Below are 19,876 nucleotides of genomic sequence, written 5' to 3'. Positions count from 1 at the left end.
AAAGACAAAGTTTACTTTATAATGACTTGTGGAGGAGATACAGCAAAATCCATAAACTATATTCAAAAGTTATGTGAATATAAAGAATTTCAACTAAAAGGTATGGCTTGTATTTGTGGTTGCCCTACTAAGGCTATTGAGTATAAAAATAATACCTTTTTAGGATTTACTCACCTTTTCTTTCATCATTTTCATCAATATGTTGTATCCCAATAAGTATAAGATTTATTAAATCAGCTAGTGATTTCCATTGTGATTTTCTTAATCAAGATAATAATACAAATAAATTCAGCTACCCAGTATTTCATACTTTGATAAACCTTACCTTTATCACTATGGTCTAGTTCTAGACCTATTTTTACGTATATTGTTATAAGATTTTTTTATTAATCTTGAATTCCTATCATACTGAAACCACTTCTCTACAAAACTAAATTGTAGTTTAATTTTTGTTATAAATATTTTATTAAAATATCCTAATTTGAAGAGTTTATACATGTTTATAAATATTATAAACTCCTTATTTTAGTACTAATTGGAATTAATTGACATGCTAAAACAAAAAATGTAAAATCATATTTGATTTAGAAAATTTAAAGGGGTATTTGTATATTTATGAATAAATATAAAATAATAACATTTATAACACTACTTTTAATATCTATCAGTATACCAACACTAGCTAATGCATCTGAACTTATATTTTATAATCTGACAACATCAAATGGATTATCACAAGCTTCAATAACTTCTATATATCAAGATAGTTCAGATTATATTTGGATTGGTACTAAAAATGGACTAAATAGATATAACGGATTTGAATTTGAGATTTATAATAAAGGTTTTAGTAAAAAACGAAATATTATTGATAACCAAATTACATGCTTAACTGAAGATTTAAATAATAATTTATGGGTAGGAACACATGATGGTTTAAGTAAGATTAATTTGAAAACTGATGAAATAACTAACTATACTGTAACTAATAGTTCATTATCATCAAATAAGATTATGGATATCAAAGTTAATAATAAAGGTAATATTATAATTGCTACATCAAATGGATTAAATCTCTATGATTATACTAATAATAATTTTATATCTTTAATTCAACAAGATTTTAAACCTTCATCTTCAAAAATATTATCTATAGAATTTTATAGTGATAATGAAATTTATATGGTATCACAAAGTTATTTTTTTAAATATAATATTGAAAATGGCGAATATAGCATTATTAATAATAAAATTATTAATTCCTTAATAGAAAATACTACTTTTACAACCTTATCACTATATGAAGATACTATATGCTTAGGAACTATATCTGATGGTGTGTATATATATAATATTAAAACTGGAGAAATAGATCAGGAGTATAAATTACATACTAATGATAATAGTGATCATTCTTATACTGTTCAATCTATTTATAGTGATGAGACAGGAATTTATGTTGCTTCAACTAACGGATTATACGTATATGAAAAAAACGGATCACAAAAACATTTTACAAATAATTTATATGATGATTACTCATTAATTGATAATAGAACTTCTTTTATTATGAAAGATTCTAGCGGACTTTTATGGATAGGGACATTTTCTGGAATAAGTACAGTTGATTATGATTTAGGAATAAGTTATTATAATAGTTTTATTAAAGACAAAAATATAAAAAATAATATTGTATTTGGTACATATGAAGATTCTGATGAAAGACTATGGCTTGGAGTTTATGAAAGTGGAATTAGCATATGGGATAGAAAAAACAATACTATTACACAACTAAATACTAAAACTGATAACAAATTAAATTCAGATATTATCTGGGATATAAAAGGTAATGAAAAATATATTTTTGCTACATCCTCAGTTGGATTAAATATTATTAATAGAGAAACTTTAGAAATACAAAATTTATTGGATAACAAATTTTGTCATACATTATACCTGGATGGAGATTACCTATGGGTAGGGAGTATAGGTGGTTTTGATATTATTAATTTGAATGACTTTAGCATAAAAAGTATTAATGAATTGCTTACTGAAAATAATATAACTATTAGCCTAGGTGGAGCTATTTTTAAAGATTCACAAGGTATTTATTGGCTTGGAGGGGCAAGTAAAGAAGGATTGATACAATTTAATCCTGAGAATAATTCTTTAAATATCTTCAAATATAATGAGTTTGAAAATAGTATTTCTGATAATACTATTTTATCAATAGCTGAAGATTCTAGAGGGAATTTATGGTTTGGTACTGAGAGTGCTCTAAATAAGTATAATAGGTTAACTGGAGAGTTCAAATCATATTCTATTGAAGATGAACTTTCTAATAATACTATCTATAGTATTATTCCTCTGAATGATAAAATATGGATAAGTACAAATTTGGGAATAAACTGCTTAGAGTTTAAAAATGATCAATTAATAAATGTAAGAAAATATTTAAGTAATGTAGAGTTTTCGTCAAACTCATTTTTTGAAACTAAAAACGGAGAATATATTTTTGGATCTATTGATGGTCTATACATTTTAAATCCTGTTCTTATAGAGAATAATATATCTTCACCTAAGATACACTTCAATTCAGTCTCTGTAAATGGAGAAGATGTAAATGACTTAAATAATATTTCCATGAACTATAAAGAAAATTTTATCACCATAAATTTATTTACTAATATTTATAACAATATGGAAAACGTATACTTTTATTATCGTATAAATAATAATAAATGGAAATTAATGAGTAATAATGAAGTTACACTCTCAAATTTAGCTGATAAAAAATACACTATAGATTTTGTAGCTAAAAACTTTAATGGAAATAAAAGTGAAATTGAAAGTATTTCTTTTTATGTAAATCCTCCATTTTGGAGAGGTAAATTTTCCAAGTTTATATATTTTTCACTATTTTTTATAATACTGATATATATTTCTTTAAAAATAGCACATTTAAAAAATGCTATTACACTAAAAAATAAACAATTAGCAAAAGAAATGGAAGAAAAAAATGAACTTCTTCAGAAAAATATTGAATTAGAAAAGCGTAAAAATAATTACTTAATCAATATGTCACATGAACTTAGAACTCCATTAAATGTTATAGGAGCAACTCAACAACTAATAGTTAATCTTAATAAATCAGGTAATATTTCTTCAAAAGAGCTATCAAGATATATGAAGATAAATGATAATAATCTAAAAAGACTTCTAAATATTATTAATGACTTAATCGATTCTACTAAAATGAATGAAGGTATTTATAGTCTACTTATAGAAGAAAAAGATATTATTTATGTGATTGAAGAGGCTGCTTTATCATTAAAAAGCTTAGCCGAAGAAAAAGAAATAGACCTTATTGTCGACACAAATACGGAAGATTGCATTATGAAGTTTGATCAAGATGCTATTGAAAGGTGTATTATAAATATTGTTGGTAATGCTATAAAGTTTACAGATTCTTGCGGTCAAATACTTGTTAATATAATTGATTCTCATAATATATTAACTATAGAAATAATTGATAATGGTAGTGGAATACCACCAGAAAAAATAACTAGTATATTTGATCGTTTTAGTCAAGTTGTAAATTCAAAAAGAGAGTTTTCAAAAGGCAGTGGTCTAGGACTTGCTATTACAAAAGGATTAATTGAGCTTCATGGCGGAGATATTACTGTTACAAGTGAATTAGGGGAAGGATCAACCTTTACAATAACATTACCTAAAAATGCAAATAAAACTCAATAAAACCTCTTATACTAAAAAGATTCACTATAAAAAAGAGGGGGCTCAGTATTTTTACAGCCCCCTTATATAAAAATTTATTTAATTCTAACTAAGTTAATTAATATACCACTTAACTCATCGTCTTCAAACGCGACATGAACTCCATAAATTCCTGCTTCTAAACTAGAAACATCTAAACTAACTTCTTTATTACCATTCACAACTTCTTCATTTAACACATTACCAGCTTTATCTACTAATACAACTTTTGTAGCTACATTCTTTCCTGCTCTGTTGTAAGCTTCTGTGTTAACTTTAACAGTTCCATCAACTACACTTAGTTCTCCAACTTGTACAAATTGATTTTTAAAATTAACTTTCTCTAAATTCTTTAACTTAGCTAATGGTCTAAGATCATTAACCTCATTGTATTCTGATTCTATACTTACTAAATTCTTAGCATATTGTAATCCTTCTAAGTTAGTAACTCCACTTAAATTTAATTCAGTTAAACTTCTCATATCACCAACAGTAAATCCTTCAGACTTCCCTAAAACATTAGATAAAGATTTAGCTAAATACTTGTCTGGTATTTTTACAACTTTATCTAAGTTTATTTCCATTAATGATTTAAATGATTCTTGTAATTCTACAGTTACATTATCTATAGTATCTTGACTAGCATTGTTATCTTCTAAAACTTGCTCTGCTTTAGCTAAAACTATTTGCATTGCATTAAAAGATTCTTCTGTATAGTCATTTTCATTTAATTTTTTGGCATCATTCACTAAATTATTTAATTCAGTTTTGTCTATTCTTGATTCATTTACAAAGTGCAATTTAGTATCACCAAAAGTTGCATGATCAGAACCATTTCCGTTACCACCATCTTTAACGACTAATTTTAATTCTTTAGCATCTGCTAAATTTATTTCTATATATTTTTGCTTATCTTTAGCTCTCATTATTCCACTATCGTAAGCTAACTCACCATCAACATATATTTCAAACTGTACTTGACCTACACTATTGTACATTGCTCTATCTACACCAATATAAGTACTGAATATATCTGCATTTTTATCAGTTAAGTCATATATAACTGTACTTGTTGAATGCATTCCAAAACCTTTTTCATACTTAATAGGTTCATTATTTTCACCTGTAAGTGTTAACTTTCCACCATTTATAGCTACATCCTTTTTAGCTTGTGTATAGTTATTAGATTGAGACTTCCAGTTATAATCACTTAAGTAAGTGAAATCTTCCATGTTAACTACTTTTATATTTCTTGTAGCAGTAGTCGTGTTTCCACTCTTATCCGTAACTGTATAAGTTATTGGATATGTTCCAACTCTGTTAGTATTAACTTTATCTTGTCCGCTTATATTAATATCTTTAGTTAAATCTCCATCTTCTGCGTCGTAAGCTTCAACCTTACCGATTACTGATTCCAATTCTTCACCAACTTTTACTGATATAGATTTATCTATTTTTAATGTTGGTTTACCGTTGTTAGTAGCTAACTTAGGTTCAACTATTATACCATGGTCAGATGTAATTCCGTTACCACCGTTATTAACTTCTATTTTAATTTCATCTACACCTCTTACAGGAACTTTAATATATTTTAAATTATCTGCATGTTTCATTACAGATGTAGTTGCTAAAGTTTGACCATCTCCAGTTACTTTGAAAGCTATACTTGAATTATTTTGTTCAGGTATACTCATGTCTACACCGACTCTCATTTCTAGATAATCATAATCGTGATCTCCTAAGTTATACGTTATAACTCCATTTGCGTGTGTAGCTAAACCTTTATTAAATGTCTTAGGCTCACCTAAATGTCTACCTTTTATGCTTTCGTTACGTCTAGCATTTTGATATCCACTAGTAGCATCTGTCCACTCAAGGTCTGATAAGAATGTGTAATCACTTACTACTTCAACTTTTAAAGTTTTGTCTGCAAATAAATCATTGTTGTCTTTAACTTTATAAGTTACCATATATTTACCTTGTTTAGTATTATCAACGTTATGTTCTACTTCTATGTTTTCTATAACATTACCTTCATAATCAGTAGCTTTAACGTAATCTAAAGGATTAAACTCTTCATTTAATTTTACTGTTACTCCTCCAGTAGTTTCTATAATAGGTTGCCAAGAGTTTACACTTATCTTCTTAGCAGTATTTAAATCGTTACTGAAAGGCACTACTTCATAAATATGGTTATCTTCTAAATCAACCTCTTTGTCTATGTAAGTTCCCCTATCTGTAAAACCTATTAATTTTCCATCTCTGTATATTTCATATCCTAAAAGACTGTTATCATTTTCTTTATCTATATCCATAGTTAAAGTTACATTATCTTTATTTATCTTAGGAGTTACTGTTACGTTTAAATTATCATTGAAAGCTTCACCATCTTTTAAGTATTTGTTATCATTTAAATACCATAACTTTTGAGTTGGCTCAGGGTATTGTTTCATATGTTTTTCAGTCTCTTCTGCCACCCTAAATCCATGTCTAGCAAAGTGTTCTGTTAAATCCATTTTAAGTACATTAGATGCTGCGATGGCCCATGCTTCATGCTTGTTATCCCAATCTCCTCCACCTAACTTATTCTCTCTAAACTCTTGTTGTAATCTAGGCCAAAATGTTTGATCATATAGCTGTAATTGCCATAATGGTGCTATATGTTGTAAGTTACTATAATCATTATCAGGATACCACTTATTTTGAGAATAATCTTCCTTAGTTACTTTAGGGAATATATTCTTTTGATATTGATTTTGTTGTATAAACCTACTTTCCTTACCTTCTATCATTTCAAAGTGTAACGGTAACATGTTGTTTGTAACTTCAACTATACTCATACTATTTGTATCCATGTTATGTCCAAGCTCGTGCATTAATCCCCAACCTGTTTGGTAATTTAATACTAAACCTTGTTCAGCTTGGTTATAACCTGTTATACCATTTCCAGCATTCATGAATCCACCATTATCTAACCATTTTAACATAGTTACATATCTATAGTTATAATCTGAGTTTACTTCACTAGAGTTATCAAATCCCCAGAAATCCATAGATTCTTTTAAAATAGCATCAATTTTCTTTGCATTTTCACTTGGTGTTATGTCATTCTTACTGTACCAATCTAGCGCATAAGTAGCCCTAACATTTATTAAGTTCTTTTCACTAAATATCTCAAATACATCAGGAAGTTGCTTATCCTTCTTTAGTTTTTCTGTATATTCTTCTAAGTCTTTAAATATCTCTTCGTCTGTGTCTTCACCTAACACGAAACATGGATACTCAAATGCACCTTCTATTTTTACCTTAGGTTCTCTTATTTGCTCCTCAGGAGTATAAGGATTTGTTGTATATAATACACCTGATTGAGAAGTTCCAGGTCTTAATTGGTCAGGATTAGTTTCAGGTATTGTTATTACGTTCTTCCCATTAGTTAAAGCTATGTTGTGGTTTCCGTTATGTTGAGAGTCCATTTGCTTGTACACTAATCGAGGTAATGGTGTTCCTGGTTCTGCATCTACGTAAACAGTTATTTGTTGTCCTGACTTAACTGCTAACCCTGTCGGTTGCCAATCCTGGAAATTCCACATTTGTCTCTTTTGAGATTCTTTTATAGAGTCTCCTCTAGATTCTAATTCGTATATATAATTATTCGCTTGTTCAGGATTGCTAATTATATACTTGGCTCTTTCTATATATTCCATTAATTCTCTTTCAAGAGGGTGTTTCTTAACTTCTTGCTCTAAAGCTTCTATTTCTTGTATTGTGTTGTAATCATCTGTTAATTCATTCATTAAATCATTAGTAAACATACTTTCCACTTGATTTGCTATAGAGTCTTGTTTTAAGAATACTAACTCATTTAAAGTGGCCCAGTTTTGATCGCCTTTAGTTACTTTTATTTTTAATCTTTGGAACTTAGTTGGCTGAAACTTCGCCTCAACTAAACCAGTAGTTTTATCTGCTTTTGCAGTAGATACTAATTTAAAGTTATCTCCTTTAGTTGTAGCAGACACATAAATTTCAAATTCTTGTAAGAAACCTTTTCTATCAGATTCTCTAGCTCCATAAGCTAATCTATCTATAGTTACCGGATTTATGAACTCTACAGTAACTTCATTTTTGAAACTTTCTGTATTAGATGTATTAGTCTCCCAATATGTATCTAACTTGCCATCTATTGCATTATCTATTTTCATAGTAGACCATTGTCCAGCGTTGTTAGATATTTTCTTTATATTATCTCTATTTATAGCATATTGCTCCATGTATTCTTGGTTGTTATAATGGTTAAACTTTTTAGTTTTACTTACAGTTGCTTCAACTTGCCCTTGTTCAACCAAAGCCTTAGCATTTTCTATATCTTCTTTAAAGTCAGAATAAAATGGATGTTCTTTAACTTCATCTTCTAATTTATTTAAAGCTTCCATATTAGCAAATTCTTCACTTACAGTATTCATATTTTCATCAGTGAATAAGTTATCCATTTTATCTATAGTTGAATCTTGTTTATATAAACCAAACTCATAAGCTAGTGCAAAATTTTCATAAGCTTTAGTATATACAAATTTAACTCTTCTAGCTTCTGTTGGATTAAACTTTATAGAAACTGAATCATTTGTTCTGCTTGCTCTACCACTTGTAACCTTTTCGAAAGTATCACCTTCTAGAGTTTTTGATACATATATGTCAAATTCTTCTGCGAACCCTCTGGCTCTAGGCGAAGTATATACTACCTTATCTATAGTTTCTAATTTATCTAACGTCATTATAACTTCGTTAGTGTGGTTTTCGCTGTTTGTTTTATTTGAATGCCAAGCAGTTGTAACGTCACCATCTATTGCTCTTGCTATTACTTCATTAGAATAGTGACTTCCATTAGTAGTTATGTTTACTATATGCTTATTATCTATTTTATAAGCTTTATCATACTCTACTAACTCTGGTGAACCAAATGCTTTAAATTTAGATACTCTTGCATCCACATATGTAGCTTTCTTATTTTCAAGTATTAATCTAGCGTCATTTATACCTTCTTTATATAAATTATATAAAGGATGTTGTTCTAATTCTTTAGAAAACTTCTCTAATTTATCTATAGAATTAAACTCACTACTTACTTCATTTTTCTTATCATTTGTAAATAATGTAGCGTATTTTTCACTTAATTCATCTTGCTTGTATAATCTCATTTCTGAAGCAAAAGCTCTGCCAGTGTTACACTCATTAAATACTAATTTAACTCTCTTAGCTTTGGTAGGAGTGAACTTAAATTCAACCATATCACTTGTTACCTCAGCTTCTCCAGTTGCTATTGTTTGGAATGTTTCTCCTTTAGATGTTTCTGAAACATGTATTTCAAACATAGTAGGGAATCCTTTATTGTTTGAACTTCTAGCTTTATAAGCTAATCTATCTATAGTTTGTGCTTCATCTAAAGTTAAGGTTATTTCATTTGTGAAATCTACACTGTTGCTTTTGCTAGTTTCCCAATGTGTATTAGGGTCACCATCAAACATATATTCATATTTAGTTCCTGGATATATTCCACCATTAGCTTCTACTTTTGTTATCTTATTTGTTGGTATCATAAATTTTTCGTTGTAGGCATCTTGATATTCTGTACCATATGCAGTTAATTTAGATACTTTCGCTAAAGTACTTTCTAATTTTTCACCTTCTAATATAGTTATAGCATTATCTATATCTTCTTTGAAATTTGTATAGAACGGATGATCTTTAGCTTCTTTTTCTAAAGCTTTAAGAGCTTCTAAATTATCAAACTCAGGGTTAACTTCATTCATGTTATCGTCTGTAAAAAGTGTTTCCATTTTATCTAAAGTTTTATCTTCTTTATAGAACCAAAACTCAGAGGCACTTGCCCAACCATTATGAGCATCAGAGAATATGAACTTAACTTTCTTAGCTTCTACTGTATCGAATTTAAATTCAACCATATCTCCAGTCACTTTAGTGCTTGCAACTTCACCTACTAACGTATATTCTGCCTCATTAGAATCTGCTACTAGTATTTGTGCTACCTTAGGATAACCTTTAGGTCTTGCACTATCTTGTCTAGTAGCATAAGCTAATCTGTTTATTTTTTCAACATTTTCAAATTCAAATTCTACTTCATTTTTAAAGCCTTCTTTATTTTCTCTTCCTGTTTCCCAGTGAGTTTCTAGTCTGCCATCTATAGCGTTAGTGATAATACTTTGATTATACTTACCACCATTGTTAGTTATAGATTTTACATTTACCCTATAATCTTCATTATATCTAGCGAAGTTTTCATAATTCTTTATTTTGAAAGTCTCCACCGTCATATTTTTGCTTACTTCTTTTTCTATGCTTGTTGCTTTATTTCTTACAACCTCATCTGCAAACACATTCATTGCAGGCATAGTATTCGTAGCTATTATAGACATAGCCACTATCGCTGATATTTTCTTTTTCATTTCTCCCTCCTGATTAATTCCCCTCAGAAGTACATTAATTTTGCATATTTTAAACTGTAATAAAAAAAGTTGCTCAAAAAGAGCAACTTAAAATATACTTTAATAATTTAATATTTTTCATATAAGTATATACAATAATATTAACTATAAAGCTTTAGACAAAAAGTATAATGTACTCTTTGGCAACTGGCTGACATAGTTTTAAAACCTTAGTCCCTATAGCTTTGCGTCCCTACGTTTCCATAGGTTTGCCTATTAAATTTTGCCTAAATTTTATCATATTATACGCTATATGTCAAATTTTTCCTATTATTAATTTATAATACATTTATTGTTTCGTATTCTTCTTCATTAAGTTGATTATCTCTAAATATACATCTAAAAATAAACCTCACCACTTATCAACAAGCTCCACTGTTATTCCATTAAATAATATTGCCACTATAAATGACATCATTGGGCACATTAAAACCACTGTTGAACATATCATTACTGTAGTAATTACATACGGCTTTTCTTCTCTTGGATCTATTATACTGAAAGCTATTTTTTCTGAAAGTGGTCCTGCTATTAGTATCTCTAGAATAATTGCAAATATAAATTCTATTGGTATTATCTTTAGAGACATTAAGAATATTTGATTAGACATACCTCCCATTTCTATTGCAAGGTTATAAAATACAAATAAAGGTACTGTAATCATTACAGTTAAAAGTGCAAATAATAGTTTTTGTGATTTTGTTGTTGGCATAAAAAGTCATCCTTTCTTTTCATAAAATTTTATTTTGAATTTTTGACAATAAAAAAAGACACATATCAGCATCCAAACATAATTACGATTATGTTTAATATATCTTCCATTGATCTATGCCAATTCCCCCTTAAAATTTAATGGTAATCAAATTCTTTATCAATAAATATAAAAAATATTACTGTGATATAATTTGTTTAATTAGTAAATTTTGTATTCATTATAATACAACATATCCATAAATCACTTTATTAAAGCAGAAGGATTTAGGTTTAAAATAAAAATAGTTAGGGAGAAATAATTATGATTTTATATTTTAGCGGTACTGGCAATAGCCGATATGTAGCTCGTAAAATTGCACAAGGATTAGATGATGAACTAATATCACTAAATCAACTTATAAAAAAAGAAAAAACAGATGAATTAATATCAACAAATAAACCATTCATATTCGTATGTCCTACTTATGCATGGAGATTACCAATAGTTGTTACGGATTTTATTAAAAACACAAAATTTTTAGGAAGTAAGGAAGTTTACTTTGTAATGACTTGTGGAGGAGATACAGCAAAAGCCATAAATTATATTAAAAAGCTATGTAAATATAAGAAGTGGCAACTAAAAGGTATGGCAGAAATTAAAATGCCAGAAAATTATATAGCTTTATTTTCTGCACCAGATAAAGAAACCTCAAGACAAATTATTAAAGAAGCAGATAAACAAATATATAAAATTATTTCTGATATAAATGCTGAAAATGAATTTGAAACTATTTCCCCTAGTGGATTAGGTGGTACAATTAAAAGTGGTATAACAAATACAGCTTTTTATAAAATATTTGTTCATGCCAAAGGATTTCATTATACCGATAAATGCATTGGCTGTGGAAAATGTATAGAGCTATGTCCTCTAAATAATATTAATTTAAAAAATCAAAATCCAGTTTGGGGAAATAAATGTACTCATTGTATGGCATGTATTTGCGGTTGCCCTACTAAGGCTATTGAGTATAAAAATAATACTCAAAATAAAGAAAGGTACTATTTAAAATAATATCTTTTTATCATTTAAACCATTATAAAAACCAGTAAAATTAAATTTACTGGTTTTTTGCTAAATCACTTTAATTTACTCACCTTTTCTTACATCATTTTCACCGATATGTTGTATTCCAACAAATATAAGGTTTATTAGTTCTGTTAGTGATTTCCATTGTGATTTTTTTGAATCAAGATAATAATAGTTTTTAGTTCCCTCTCTACGTACATTAACAATTTCTGCTTCTTTTAATATTTTAAGATGATGAGATACAGCAGGACGAGAAAGATGTGTTTTTTCTGTAATCTCTCCCACTCGTATGCCATTAAAATCACTCTCTAAAAGGGTAATTAAAATCAACTGTCTAGTTTCATCACCCATAGCAGAAATAGCTTTACGACATCCTTTAAATTTAGATGTTATTTCTTGTATTCTTTCCTGACATTCTTTTTCCATAAAATCCTCCATCACTTATAAATATCTAACATTTGCTGTCTCTTTTTGTACAGTACGTCTATATTTAACATTTGGATATCCAATTACTAAAGTTGTAACAACATTCTCACCATGTTTTAAATTTAAAAGCTTTCGTAGATTTGGCGAATTATTTGCTACATCTGTATAATATCCACTAAATAAAACTCCTAGACCATAAGATTCTGCCATAAGAGCCATATTTGATGCTGCAAGTGAACCACTAATCTTATCTTTTGTAAGCACCATTATTGCAATAGGTGCATTCTTGAAAAAGAAGTTATCATCAATTATTACTTCCTTTGAATATTTAACAGCAATATTTGCAATAGGTTTTATTTTTCTAAAAAATTTCACTGCTGCTTCCTCATACACTCTTTTTTTATTATCTAAAACAATATATGAAACATCTTGTGAATTTTTAGCACTAGGTGTATATCTACCTGCTTCAATAATTTGTTTTACAATTTCTGGTGAAACTTCTTTCTCTTTAAAATTACGTATAGTTCTTCTTGATTTAATTGCCATTAATAATGTATCTGAATCTAAATTAGGTTTTTCTGTAAGTTCTATTGGTGCTTCATCAAATCCTGTAAGTGTAATAGCATTTACTGGGCAAATTGCTGCACAGTGACCGCACATTAAGCAGTCTTGTTTTTTTATTACTGATTTTTTATTTTCTATAACTATATTATTTACTGGACAGTCCTTTTTACAAAGTCCACATCCAATGCAAGTATCTTTATTAACTTTAATTGTATGTTGGTATTTCATATGAATTCATCTGCCTTTCGTTTATTAGTTTAATCTATTATACAATGCAGATATTTTTTATGTTTATTGGTAAAGAATTTGATTACCATTAAATTTTTACGTACTATATTATCAACTTCATTCAGTAACTTAATCACATAACTTTTTATTTTTTTTTACTATAATAAGAAACATCAACCTCAACCAAAACTTATAACTAAAAAGGAGAAATTAATATGAGCTTTTTTTCAGAACTTTTCAAAGGTAGTAAACATAAAGATATCGATGGTGTAGAGCTAAACACACTTTTAAAGAATAATAAAAAAACATTAATATTAGACGTTAGGACATCAGGTGAATACAGTAATTTCCATATTCCAAAATCTAAAAATATACCTGTACATGAATTAAAATCTAAATTAGACACTTTAAATTTATATAAGGATTCTAATATAGTTGTTTATTGTGCATCAGGGGCTAGAAGTAATTCTGCTGCAAAAACATTATCTAGAAATGGATTTAATAATGTTTATAACTTAAAAGGCGGAGTATCTAGCTATATCTCAAAGAAAAAATAAAATAATATTTAAGGAGTTCATCATGAGTAATCAAAAATGGTTAAAAGGAGCAATTGTATTAGGTTTATCATTTTTTATATCAGTATTATTAATTAAACCAATAGGAGTATCTACTCAATTTTCAGTTCTATCAGGTATAGTTCATAGCACTATGGACCAAAGCGTAATAAAGGAAGATAGTGAAAGGGAGACTGGATATAAAAGTACGAATGCGTATTATGATAAATCAGATGGTAAATTAGCTAAATCTATAAAAAATCCCATTAATTATGATTTTATATTTGTACTAGCAATACCATTAGGAAGTTTTATAGGTCATGCAACTAGGAATAAAAAAGAAGATGAATTATATTCAGAGGATGTTTGTAAAATCGATAATAATAAAGGTTTTATACAAAAATACTTACCTAGTTTTATAGGTGGATTTTTACTATTATATGGAGCTAGATTAGCCGATGGATGTACTAGCGGTCATATGATGAGTGGTATGATGCAATCAAGTGTTAGTGGATATGTATTTGCAGGTGTTGTATTTGCAGTTGCTATACCAACTGCTATTTTAGTTAAAAAATTCAAATATTAATAAAAAATTAGGAGAAAATAATATGAAAATATTACTTGCAATAGTGCTCGGAGCATTCTTCGGATATGCTTTATATAAAGTTGGGGCTACAAGCCCTAAAAAATTATTATCTATGTTAAGATTAGAAGATTTACATTTAGCTAAAGTTATATTATTTGCTATAGGCTTTTCAAGTGTACTTCTCTATTTAGCAAACTTAATAGGAATATTTAACTTAGATCATTTAAGTATTAAAACTATGAATACCGGTGTTATACTTGGAGGAATTATATTTGGGCTAGGATTTGGAAGCGTTGGTACTTGTCCTGGTACTTGTGTTGGTGCAGTATCATCAGATAACATAAAAAAAGCAATTGTCACTATTTTAGGTGGACTCATTGGAGCATTTGTATTTTCAATGTCATATGCTACTCTAAAATCAATTGGCTTAATTTCAAGTTTAGATATGGGTAAATTAACACTATTTAATTTATCACCAGAGTTCCCATCATTATTCAATTTAGGATTTACAGGGTTACTTATAACTGGAGTCTTATTTATGGGTGGTTCTTTACTACTTCCAAGCTCTATAATAAAAAAATAATTAATTAGGATGTGATTACATGAGTTATATAGATATAAAATTATTTCTCAAGGATAATCTACCATTTTTCAATGATCTATCCAAAAGTGAGTTAAAAGGTCTAGTTTCAGCAAGTTCTGTTCAAAAATATAATACAGGTGAACTAGTTCATTCTAAAAATTCAGCCTGTACTGGAATTGTATTAGTTTTAAATGGTCAACTTAGAAGCTTTATGTCTTCAAATTCAGGTAAAGAAATTACACTTTTTAGATTGTTTGAACGTGATATTTGTATGTTATCATCCTCTTGTGTATATCAAGACCTTACTTATGACATCAATCTAGAAGCCGAAAAAGATTCTTCTGTTATTATAATTGATAGTAAATTTTTTAAAGAAATTTCTAGTAACAACCTTAGCATACAAAACTTCTTTCTTACTTTAACTCAAGATAAGTTGTCTGAAATTATGTGGGTTCTTGAGCAAGTTGTATTTTTTAGCTTAGATAGTAGAGTAGCTAGTTTTTTAATAGACCAATACTATCTATATAATTCTATAAACATTAATATAACTCATGATACTATAGCTAATAACTTAGGCTCTGCTAGAGAAGTTATAAGTAGAATTCTTAAGAGGTTTGAAAAGGATAAAATAGTAGAACTTTCAAGAGGAAGTATCAAAATAATTGATATCAAAAAATTAAAATTGCTATCATCATAATTCTGCCAAATTATCTTTAATAACAGTAGATATAAATTTAATTTTGATACTAAAACTTTGTTTTGTATATATTTAGATTTTATAAAATATGCTCCCTTAATAGCAACAGTACTTATTTTTTACTGTCTACTAGAAAGGGAGCATGTCTAAAAATGTATATTTTTTATTTTGTATATCCTATAGATTTTTTAGGATATTTATTTACACATCTACCACATTGTATGCCGTCATAATGAGTTAAAGCATCTTTCTTTATATTCATGTACATCTATTCCCATTGGACAGAAATTACACCAAGTTATTTCATTGTAAAATGGAGCTAATGCTAGTCCTATAACAGTTGTTATATAATTTTATATTGTATTAAAAATTAAATGCTCCAAATTTCCCTAAATTATAGTCTTCATAAGCTTTGATTATTTCTTGCTCAGTATTCATCACAAATGGTCCATGAGCTATAACTGGTTCATTTAATGGCTCTCCACTTAAAACAATTGCTAAAGAGTTTTCGCTAATTGATTCTAATATAATATCTCCTTCTACATTATCAAATAATATAAAATCATTTTCTTTATATACAGAACCATCATTTATTTTAATCTCTCCGCTAATTATCAACATTCCTGTATTGAAATCACTTGGTTCATTTAGTGATAATCTTGCATTGTTTTTCATGTCTACATTGTATATATTTATTTTAGAAAAAGTATCAGCAGGCCCTTTTACTCCTTTTACCTCTCCTGCGATAACTCTTATTTCGCCTCCATTGTTATTCAATTGGTAAGTAGCTATGTCTTCTTTAGTAATGGTTTGATACTTTGGATTTGTCATCTTATACTTACTTGGTAGATTGACCCAAAGTTGTATCATATGAAGCGTTCCACCATTTTTTGAAAATTCTTCTTCATGATATTCTTTATGAAGAACCCCACTTCCTGCTGTCATCCACTGTACATCACCAGATCCTATAACGCCATGATTTCCATTGTTATCATGATGCTCAACCTTTCCATCATAAGCAACTGTCACTGTTTCAAATCCTCTGTGTGGATGCGCTCCTACACCTCGTCTTATCTTCGAAGGCTCAAAATAATGTGGTTTATTATAATCTAATAAAATAAATGGTGAAAAACGCTCTAATAAGTTTTTGCCTGATGGAAAATACTGACTAACTTTAAATCCATCTCCTACAAAATGTGGCTCCGATCCTCTAAATACTGACTCTATACTTCTTAACTTATTCATGGTGTACCTCCTTTTAATCTTATCTATTCATATTTTTTATAACTTCATATCTATATATCACTAATTAGTGATATTTTATCAAAAAAATTTTATTTTTATTTGAATTTCTTTAATATATCTTTTAATACTACTTTTTCTTCATCAGTTAATATATTAAAGATATTATTTATATTTTTTATATGCTCTGGTAATATTTCTTCTATAACCTTTATTCCTTTCTCTGTTATAGATATTATAGTAGATCTTTTATCTAGTGGGTCTGAAATCTTTCTTATAAATCCATCCTTTTCTAAATTTTTTACTACTACTGTTATATTTCCTGATGTAGTTAATATTTTTTCCATTATTTCGCCTATTCTTAAGTCCCCTTTATTGTACAGAACTTCAAGAACTCCAAACTGCGAAATCGTTAATCCACTTTCTTTTATAGTTTTATACTCTAAGCTATGAATTTTATGTTCTGCCCTAGTAAAAGCTATTAACGTGGATAAATTAAGTTTGCTATCGTTAATTAATGTTTTTATATTTTCCATAAATCTATATTATCACTAATTAGTGATAATATCAACATATAATTTAAAAAATCTAAAAGCAGAAATTTAAATGTAATTATACTCCCTCTTGAATAAATAAAAGGTATTGATTACAAAATCAATACCTTTTCGTGGATTTCAATGGTGGAGACGAATCACAGAAATAATATCCACTATTAAATCTTTATATCATCAAAATCTACATACCTCGAGGCATATCAAAAAAGAATCAGCCTACTTTGACGGTATTATCTATACAGTAATTTAATTCTTATGCTATACCCATATATATGAGTATATTTAATTCTATTTTTACTATAATATTAAAGATAGAGATATCAATACAAAGGATATAACGATAGTATACACACTGTTCTTAACTTTACTTGATATCAAAAGTATAATCCCCATAACCAGAAGACTAAAAATTAGTAATCCTATAAAAAACATAATCATTACTGTTGCTATCGAAAGTTTAGAACCCCAAAATCCTATCCCAAATAAACTAATTGCCTTGACTCCTAAACTACTCATTTCATAGAATTTTGATATATGAATAAATCGTCCTACTACAGTTACTATCATAAATAATATTGCCAATATACTGCTAATGGCTATTTTTGTATAAGTAATCTTCTTCATCCCTAACAATGTAGGCTTTAAAATTTTATTCTGTGAATTACTATATTCCATAGGTAACACTGATGATAGTGTAAAAACAATTGCAACAAAATATAATATCATCACAATCCTAGCAGTGTTATCTTTGGCTTGAAATAATATTTTATATCCTGAATCATATATAAATTCACTTTCTGGATATTCTTTTATAAACTCATATTTATCCCAAATGGTCTCAAATATGGAGTAATTACTTAATACTCTCTCATATTCTTGTTTTAAGTTCATAGCTTGCAGCTTGGTTATTTCCATGTTATTATATTTTTCATCTATCTCGTTACACATAGTTATTGCTTGTTCATATTTTTTCTTTTCATTTTTTAAATACTCTTCTTTATCCTTCGTTAGAGGTCCTTCTAACTTATCCATATATTGTTTATAAGTTAATTCCCCGCTTGATATGTAATATCTATGATTTGTGTAAATATAATCTGTTCCTATAAGAAATAATAATAGAATCACTATCCCTTTTTTCATTATTAAAATTTTATAAGCTTCATATCTAAATAAACTTGTATGAACATTGAATTCTTTACCTTTTAATTTAATTGATTTAACTGATAGCTTTCTCATTTTTAAATATGATATTACTATTAATATATTTAGCACAATTAGTGAAGTTATAACAAATACTATCCATACACGAGAATAGTTTATTGGTACATTAAATATATTTAGATTTAAATAGGCTCCAAAAACCTTATTCATATCTAACAATCCTACTAAGTTAAAGTACTTAAAAAACGCCCATTTAGTAGTTGGGTATATTAATTTCCACATTCCATAACTTACTGCGGACATAAAGCCTAAAGCTAAATATGGTGTAAGTATATAATTCGACCATATTGATATTAATAATAAAGTACTTGCTATTATAGAAACTATAACTGCTTTGCCTAATATGTATATTATTAAATACATCCCAATTGATACTTCTAGTGTTGATGTTGAAAATGGAGCAAGACATTGAATTAATTGGGATAAATCCGGTATTGGCAACTGTGAAAAATAATACACAAAATTAGACCCATAAAACAGTGAGGTGATAAGTATACAAGAAATTTGAAGTGATAACAGTTTACAAATTCCAGTACACAATCTACCGTTTATGTTTACACGAATTACAGAAAATAAATTCTTTTCCTTTTCATAAAATACAAGTATATATATAACAATGCAAAGTATTAGGATAATGAATATATCTGTAATATAAGAATTTGTTGCTAATAAAATACCTTTTGAATTTTCATATGAAGGCATTATTTCATTCATTTGCTTATAATCATTTGCTGTTTTGATTATATTTCTATCTGAATACTCATTCCCTGAACTTGATTGAAATATTGAAACATTAGACAATATTGAAGATTGTTCTTGTATATTGTCTAAAAACGTATTATATTTTTTTACCGTCCTAATTTCATTAAGAACCTCCTTTAACAATGATGTTTCTTTCATATAGTTATCTGTATATAAGAATTTACTTTCTTCATTTAGGTTATCTAAATATTTTTCTATGTAATCTATTTTTTCATCATCATTAAAATTCTTTAATTTACTTTCTAATTTTCTATATGAATATAAATCTGGGTTATAGTCATTGCTAGATGTAGAGTACCATAGTGTTCCTAAATTTAATACGAATATACTAGTAATAAAAATAAGAAATTTTTTATTATTCCAGACCTTCATTAATTCATGTCCTAAAATACCTATTAAATTTCTCAT

General features: G+C 27.9%; 13 protein-coding genes and 1 riboswitch. Of the genes, 6 read left to right on the top strand and 7 right to left on the bottom strand.

Features of this window, described 5'->3' with window-relative positions:
• Positions 1-615: 615 nt before the first annotated feature.
• Positions 616-3,756: a sensor histidine kinase gene (locus H8923_RS10180; protein WP_153924466.1), complete on the top strand. Its 3,141-nt coding sequence runs from the start codon at positions 616-618 to the stop codon at positions 3,754-3,756.
• 74 nt (positions 3,757-3,830) lie between these two features.
• On the opposite strand, the gene H8923_RS10175 is transcribed toward H8923_RS10180, so the two are convergent.
• Together H8923_RS10175 and H8923_RS10170 are read right to left on the bottom strand one after the other, a co-directional pair.
• A complete protein-coding gene (locus H8923_RS10175) occupies positions 3,831-10,232 on the bottom strand; it encodes an NPCBM/NEW2 domain-containing protein (protein WP_153924465.1) in 6,402 nt (2,133 codons plus the stop codon).
• A 178-nt stretch (positions 10,233-10,410) separates the two neighbouring features.
• A riboswitch (cyclic di-GMP riboswitch) is annotated at positions 10,411-10,495 on the bottom strand.
• A gap of 128 nt (positions 10,496-10,623) precedes the next feature.
• Entirely contained in the window at positions 10,624-10,983 is a 360-nt protein-coding gene (locus H8923_RS10170; protein WP_243139884.1) for a DUF2798 domain-containing protein, read from the bottom strand.
• Between the two features lie 303 nt (positions 10,984-11,286).
• Here H8923_RS10170 and H8923_RS10165 point away from each other — a divergent pair, with 303 nt between their 5' ends.
• The gene (locus tag H8923_RS10165; RefSeq protein ID WP_153924460.1) at positions 11,287-12,036 is read left to right on the top strand and encodes an EFR1 family ferrodoxin; all 750 of its coding nucleotides are present in this window, start codon (positions 11,287-11,289) and stop codon (positions 12,034-12,036) included.
• Positions 12,037-12,111: 75 nt separating this feature from the next.
• Here H8923_RS10165 and H8923_RS10160 read toward each other — a convergent pair whose 3' ends face one another.
• Positions 12,112-12,477: an ArsR/SmtB family transcription factor gene (locus H8923_RS10160; RefSeq protein ID WP_153924457.1), complete on the bottom strand. Its 366-nt coding sequence runs from the start codon at positions 12,475-12,477 to the stop codon at positions 12,112-12,114.
• A 15-nt stretch (positions 12,478-12,492) separates the two neighbouring features.
• The gene (locus H8923_RS10155; protein ID WP_153924454.1) at positions 12,493-13,269 is read right to left on the bottom strand and encodes a nitroreductase family protein; all 777 of its coding nucleotides are present in this window, start codon (positions 13,267-13,269) and stop codon (positions 12,493-12,495) included.
• Between the two features lie 215 nt (positions 13,270-13,484).
• Between H8923_RS10155 and H8923_RS10150 the strand changes: the two genes are divergently transcribed.
• From H8923_RS10150 to H8923_RS10135, 4 genes are read left to right on the top strand one after another with little or no spacing between them, the layout of a single operon-like run.
• Positions 13,485-13,826 (top strand): rhodanese-like domain-containing protein, encoded by a 342-nt coding sequence (locus H8923_RS10150; RefSeq protein WP_153924451.1) that lies wholly within the window; start codon positions 13,485-13,487, stop codon positions 13,824-13,826.
• Positions 13,827-13,848: 22 nt separating this feature from the next.
• Positions 13,849-14,409, top strand: coding sequence for a YeeE/YedE thiosulfate transporter family protein (locus tag H8923_RS10145; RefSeq protein WP_153924447.1), 561 nt, complete (start codon positions 13,849-13,851; stop codon positions 14,407-14,409).
• 22 nt (positions 14,410-14,431) lie between these two features.
• Entirely contained in the window at positions 14,432-14,992 is a 561-nt protein-coding gene (locus tag H8923_RS10140) for a DUF6691 family protein (RefSeq protein ID WP_153924444.1), read from the top strand.
• A 19-nt stretch (positions 14,993-15,011) separates the two neighbouring features.
• On the top strand, positions 15,012-15,689 hold the full coding sequence (locus H8923_RS10135; protein WP_153924441.1) for a Crp/Fnr family transcriptional regulator: 678 nt from the start codon (positions 15,012-15,014) through the stop codon (positions 15,687-15,689).
• A 363-nt stretch (positions 15,690-16,052) separates the two neighbouring features.
• Here H8923_RS10135 and H8923_RS10130 read toward each other — a convergent pair whose 3' ends face one another.
• From H8923_RS10130 to H8923_RS10120, 3 genes are all read right to left on the bottom strand, one after another.
• Positions 16,053-16,934 (bottom strand): pirin family protein, encoded by an 882-nt coding sequence (locus H8923_RS10130; RefSeq protein ID WP_153924437.1) that lies wholly within the window; start codon positions 16,932-16,934, stop codon positions 16,053-16,055.
• Positions 16,935-17,029: 95 nt separating this feature from the next.
• Positions 17,030-17,467: a MarR family winged helix-turn-helix transcriptional regulator gene (locus H8923_RS10125; protein ID WP_153924435.1), complete on the bottom strand. Its 438-nt coding sequence runs from the start codon at positions 17,465-17,467 to the stop codon at positions 17,030-17,032.
• A gap of 315 nt (positions 17,468-17,782) precedes the next feature.
• A complete protein-coding gene (locus H8923_RS10120) occupies positions 17,783-19,876 on the bottom strand; it encodes a hypothetical protein (protein ID WP_153924431.1) in 2,094 nt (697 codons plus the stop codon).

The sequence above is a fragment of the Romboutsia faecis genome (assembly GCF_014323405.1).
GTDB lineage: Bacteria > Bacillota > Clostridia > Peptostreptococcales > Peptostreptococcaceae > Romboutsia_E > Romboutsia_E faecis.
Note: the sequence above shows the minus strand (reverse complement) of the source record. Positions and strands in the feature narration are given on the sequence as shown.